This is a genomic window from Micromonospora sp. M51, from assembly GCF_018070305.1.
Classification (GTDB): Bacteria; Actinomycetota; Actinomycetes; order Mycobacteriales; family Micromonosporaceae; genus Micromonospora; species Micromonospora parva.
The window spans coordinates 1-3,791 of the sequence record NZ_JAGPXZ010000615.1; the positions used below are offsets into that span (position 1 = coordinate 1).

4 protein-coding genes are annotated in these 3,791 nt (G+C 70.8%); 2 read left to right on the top strand and 2 right to left on the bottom strand.

Annotation, left to right across the window (positions count from 1 at the left end; all coding sequences use genetic code 11):
• Together KBX53_RS25580 and KBX53_RS25585 are read right to left on the bottom strand one after the other, a co-directional pair.
• Positions 1 to 434 (bottom strand): ATP-binding cassette domain-containing protein (locus tag KBX53_RS25580; RefSeq protein ID WP_210862066.1); only part of this gene is annotated, 434 nt, incomplete at its 3' end.
• Complete coding sequence (locus KBX53_RS25585) at positions 431 to 1,486, bottom strand: ABC transporter ATP-binding protein (RefSeq protein WP_210862071.1); 1,056 nt, start codon at positions 1,484 to 1,486, stop codon at positions 431 to 433. The genes KBX53_RS25585 and KBX53_RS25580, both read right to left, overlap by 4 nt.
• Before the next feature lie 651 nt (positions 1,487 to 2,137).
• Between KBX53_RS25585 and KBX53_RS25590 the strand changes: the two genes are divergently transcribed.
• Entirely contained in the window at positions 2,138 to 2,608 is a 471-nt protein-coding gene (locus KBX53_RS25590; protein WP_210862073.1) for a Uma2 family endonuclease, read from the top strand.
• 31 nt (positions 2,609 to 2,639) lie between these two features.
• Positions 2,640 to 3,791 (top strand): TldD/PmbA family protein (locus KBX53_RS25595; protein WP_210862068.1); only part of this gene is annotated, 1,152 nt, incomplete at its 3' end.

Genomic DNA, 3,791 nt, shown 5'->3' on the forward strand with positions numbered 1-3,791 from the left:
GGGTTCAACCCGACCAGCTCCAGCAACTCCTGCACCCGCGCCTTGATCCCGCCCGGCGGCTTGATCCCGTTGACCTGCAACGGCATCGCCACGATCCGGCCGACGGTGTGCCGGGGGTTCAGCGACGCGTACGGGTCCTGGAAGATGATCTGGAGTTCCTGTCGCAGCGGACGCAACTCCCGGCGGCCGGCGTGCGTGATGTCCCGGCCGGCGAACTCGATGCTGCCGCTGGTCGGCTCCAGCAGCCGCACCAGCATCCGACCGGTGGTGGTCTTGCCGCAGCCCGACTCCCCCACCAGGCCGAGCGTCTCGCCCGGGCGCACGTCGAAGTCGAGCCCGTCCACCGCCCGCACCAGGCCGGTGGCGCGCAGCCCCTGCCGTACCGGGAAGTGCTTGGTCAGGCCGCGGACCCGCAGCAGTGGTTCGTCGGTCATCGGGCCACCCCCACGGATGCGATGTCCTCGGCGTAGAACGTGGCGCGCTCCTCTTCGCCGAGGTGGCAGGCGACCAGGTGACCGGCCGCGCCGGCCGGGCGCAGCTCCGGCACGTCGGTGCGGGAGCGACTGCCGGCCCGGTCGGCGTACCGGCAGCGTGGGTGGAACGCGCAGCCCTGCGGCAGGTTGATCAGGCTGGGCGGGTTGCCGGGGATGGGCACCAGGTCCGCGTCCGCGTCGCCGTGCAGCGACGGCACGCTGGAGAGCAACCCCCAGGTGTACGGGTGCTGCGGCGAGCGGAGCACCTGCTCGACGCTGCCCCGCTCGACGGCCCGCCCGCCGTACATGACCAGCACGTCGTCGGCGACCTGGCCGACCACGCCGAGGTCGTGGGTGATCAGGATGATCGCGGAGTGGAACTCGGCCTGCAGGTCGGCGAGCAGGTCCAGGATCTGCGCCTGCACTGTCACGTCCAGCGCGGTGGTCGGCTCGTCGGCGATCAGCAGCGCCGGGTCGTTGACCAGGGACATCGCGATCATCGCCCGCTGTCGCATGCCGCCGGAGAACTCGTGCGGGTACTGGTCGAAGCGACGCGCCGGCTGCGGGATGCCCACCCGGTCCAACATGTCGACAGCCCGCTGGCGGGCCTCCCGCCGGTTGGCCTTCGGGTGGTGCACCCGGTACGCCTCGGCGATCTGCCGGCCCACCGTGTAGTACGGGTGCAGCGCCGACAGCGGATCCTGAAAGATCATCGCCATGTCCCGGCCGCGCAGCCGGCGTACCTCCTCGTCGGCGAGACCGACCACCTGCCGGCCGCCCACGGAGATCTCCCCGGTGATGGTGGTCCGTTTCGGGTCGTGCAGGCCGAGGATGGCCAGCGAGGTGACGCTCTTGCCGGAGCCGGACTCACCAACGATGCCGAGGGTGCGACCCCGGTCGACGGAGAACGACACCCCGTCGACGGCGCGCACCACGCCGTCCGAGGTGTCGAACCGGACCCGAAGGTCATCCACCCGCAGGTAGGCGTCCTGGTCGGAGCGTTGTGCCGGCACGGCGGGACGGTCGTCCGGTTCGCCGGACGGCAACGGTTCCGAGCTGTCCACGGCCACCTCCCTCAGTGACGAAGGGAACTTACAGGAAAGTCCCGAGGGTGAAAATAAGCTACAAAGTCGGCACGTGTCAGCGGGCCAGAGCGTAACGAGTCGGCATCGGCGCCGCACCCCCGTCACCTCCCCATCCACACCCGTTCATGCCGCGATCGCACGCTGGATGCGCTGCCGCCCGCGCCCGCGCCCCGCGCCCCGCGCCCCGCGCCCCGCGCCCCGCGCCCCGCGCCCCGCGCCCCGCGCCCCGCGCCAAGATCCGAGCAACTTCCCCGAAGTTGCTGTCTCCGACAGGCAGGAGACAGCAACATCCCCGATACTGCGCGGATCTTGACGACGAACACCGCCCCCGACAGACCGGAAGCGGAGTTTGGCGCGCCCCCTGCCGCCAAGGTCACGCTCGAACCAGGATGTAGTGGCATCGCCGACGCGCCGATACCACTACATCCAAAATCGGGCGCGATCTTGTAACTCAGCTGAGTTATCTGCACCATCCCCCGATGCGCCTTGCCCTTCGACAGCAGGGACTGCCGCGACTCAGGGGCGATCAGGTGAGGTGCAGATAGTCGGCGGCGTGGCCCCCCTTCACCGACCGCGCGCATCGAACTCCTCGACGGCGGCCTGCTCATCGGCCCGTCTCCGTCCGTCCGACACCAGGTGATCGTCGGTGGCCTGCTAGTCGCTCTGGAACGAGGTTGCGCCAGGACGAGTCGCACCGTGCTCCCGGTGATCAACCTGCGGCTCAACGCCGTGCGGATCCTCAACCCTGACCTCGTGGTGGTCACGGAGCTGGATTTCGAGGCGTCCTGCGTACCGGCAGACGCGGTTCTCCTGGTCGGTGAGGTCGCCGCGCCACACACCGCCGTCATCGACCGGGTGTTGAAGCCGCACCTGTACGCCGCGGCCGGGATCGACTGGTATCTGCTCGTTGACCAGGAGAGCCTGACCGTGCGTCTCCACCAACGGCAGGGCGGCCACTACCTGGAGAGGGCAACGACCAAGCGCGGCGAGGTTCTGGAACTGACCGAGCCGGTGCGGGCGACCATCCGGCCGGAGGAACTGCTTCCCTGACAGGTGTGGGCGGCTGGCCTAGGGTCGGTCCATGACCGAGTTCGACGCGGCGACCGCCGCCGTACAGTCGGACGTCGACGCTGGTGGGCGCCTCGCCGACGCCCGGGTGATGCACCGCCGCTACGAGTCGATGACCGCTCGCAACGGTGACGTGGAGGAGCTGACCCAGGACGAGAGCATCGGGCTGGGAGTCCGCGCGTTGGTCGGGGCGAGCTGGGGCTTCCACGCCGTACCCGATCTGTCGGACGCCGCCGCCCGCGACGCCGGCCGGCGCGCGACCCGGATCGCGATGGCGAGCGCGCGGGTGCCGGGCCCTCCGGTCGACCTGGTGCCGGTCGAGGCGGTCACCGCGAGCTGGGCCTCCGGCTGCCAGATCGACCCGCTCGGGGTGCCCCTGTCCGACAAGGGCGATCTGCTGGTCGACGCGACCCGCACGATGGCCGAGCACGGCGCGGATCTGGCCGAGGGCCTTTACCAGATCTGGGACACCGCGAAGTGGTTCGTCTCCAGCGAGGGCCACCGGATCGACCAGCGCATCCGCGAGTGCGGTGGTGGCATCTCGGCCACCTCCATCGGCGACGGCGAGACGCAGCGCCGGTCCTGGCCCAGCTACCGCGGCCAGTACGGCACGACCGGGTGGGAGCTGGTCGAGTCGCTGGACCTGGCCGCGCACGCCGCGCAGATCGCCGAGGAGTCCCGGGCGCTGCTCACCGCGCCGCAGTGCCCGGCCGGTGAGACGGATCTGATCCTCGGCGGCGAGCAGTTGGCCCTCCAGATCCACGAGTCGGTGGGGCACGCCATCGAACTGGACCGGATCCTCGGGTGGGAGGCGGCGTTCGCCGGCACGTCCTGGCTGGACCTGGCCCAGCTCGGTTCGCTGCGCTACGGCTCGGAGCTGATGAACATCACCATCGACCCGACGATCCCGGGCGCGTTGGGCAGCTTCGGTTTCGACGACGAGGGCTCCCCGGCGGTCAAGCGGGACGCGGTCCGCGACGGTCGCTGGGTGGGGGTGCTCGCCGGCCGGGACTCCGCAGCGATGGCCAGCCTCGACTACGGCGGCAGCGTACGGGCCGACGGGTGGGCGCGGCTGCCGATGGTGCGGATGACCAACGTCGGCCTGGAACCCGGCCCGCACACCCTGGAGGAGATCATCGCGGCCACCGACGACGGGGTGCTGATG